The 1,319-nt window shown below is 34.2% G+C and carries 3 protein-coding genes; all 3 read left to right on the top strand.

Features of this window, described 5'->3' with window-relative positions; genetic code table 11:
• On the top strand, nucleotides 1-615 hold a 615-nt coding region (locus tag ACVRZH_RS10115), incomplete at its 5' end, for a TNT domain-containing protein (RefSeq protein WP_447455142.1).
• Nucleotides 615-944: an Imm59 family immunity protein gene (locus tag ACVRZH_RS10110; RefSeq protein WP_447455141.1), complete on the top strand. Its 330-nt coding sequence runs from the start codon at nucleotides 615-617 to the stop codon at nucleotides 942-944. The genes ACVRZH_RS10115 and ACVRZH_RS10110, both read left to right, overlap by 1 nt.
• Nucleotides 937-1,263 carry an Imm59 family immunity protein gene (locus ACVRZH_RS10105; RefSeq protein ID WP_447455140.1) on the top strand — a complete coding sequence of 109 codons (327 nt, stop codon included), beginning with the start codon at nucleotides 937-939 and terminating at the stop codon, nucleotides 1,261-1,263. Before ACVRZH_RS10110 ends, ACVRZH_RS10105 begins: the two co-directional genes overlap by 8 nt.
• The last annotated feature ends 56 nt before the right edge of the window (nucleotides 1,264-1,319 follow it).

Raw genomic sequence — 1,319 nt, 5'->3', positions numbered from 1 at the left:
AAATTTGATGACTACCTCCGTAAAGAGTATGCCTTACAAGGTAAGTATTTTGCGGAGCGAGTAGAACTTCCAAATGGAAAACGAGGTTACTTATCAGCGGATATTACTGATGGGAAACCTGTACCAGTGCGTTCGAGAAGCTATCTAGATTCGGAAGGTCATATCAAATGGCCGCCAAAAGGTACTGATGGTTTCGTTACAGATAGTGCTGGCAACCCCATCACAGAACCAGCCAATCTGAAAGCTAGGCAATTCATTGATAGGTACGGGAATAGTGGCGGACGATTCACCAGTCCGCTTGAGAATGGGCAGAAATTACCTTATGAAACTCGTGGCTTGCCTTATCCAGAAGGCTATCAGCCTTATCATAAGTATGAGGTGGTTAAGGATATAAATAAGTCTAATTATGAAGTAGCTTTTAAAGAATTAAGTCCATTAGATAGACAACAATTAGAAATGGACATGAAAGATTTCAAATTTGGTCCAGAAGATATATATAATCCTCAAAAAGGTCAAGTCGCTAAAGTATTTGGACAAGGTGGAGGTATTCAAATTAAGTTGGGTACATCTGTTAATTGGTATGAAAAATTAGGCTTTATCAAGGAGGTACAATAATGATAAATTTAGAATTGGAAAAGAAAAAGTTAGTAGACGAAATAGAAAATAAGGGCTATAAAAGTCTGAGATATTCTATTTTTAATGAACATAGACCATTAGAGTGGGAAGTAAGAATTGAGTTTGATGATTGCAAACATCTCTATTTGGTATATGCTACAATGGATAGGGCTAGTAAAGGAGGGGATTTTCAATATTTAAATTTCGAGGAAGCAAAAAATAAATTTATAGAATTATTGGATCATGTTGTTTTAAGAAACAAATATTATATTGATAATGATTGGCCTACTCAATATTCTTCTCCACTGTGGGACAATACAGATGATTGAGAATGAAACTATGAAAAACCTCGTAGAACAAGAAATCAAAAAACGTAATTTTGATAGTTTGCATTATGTTCTATTTGATGAGACCAAGAGACTTCCTTGGGCTTTTCATCTTTATCAAAAAAATGGGAAATTTTATGTTGATGGGAGAGATGACAGGTCGTATATTGTTGGACATAGTAAGGAACACGAAAATTTTGAAGATGCAAAACAAGATTTCTTTGAAAAATTAGAACTTGTTATAGAATCTAATAAACTGAATATGCAATTAGGACTACCTTCAGAATATCCATCACCATTATGGGATAAGACAGATGATTGACATTTGTTATCCAAAAATCCCTTGAAGAATTCATTTCTTCAAGGAATTTTATTGTT

The sequence above is a fragment of the Streptococcus fryi genome (assembly GCF_053206505.1).
The sequence above is the reverse complement of the archived record's forward strand: the minus strand, read 5'-3'. Positions and strand labels throughout refer to the sequence as shown.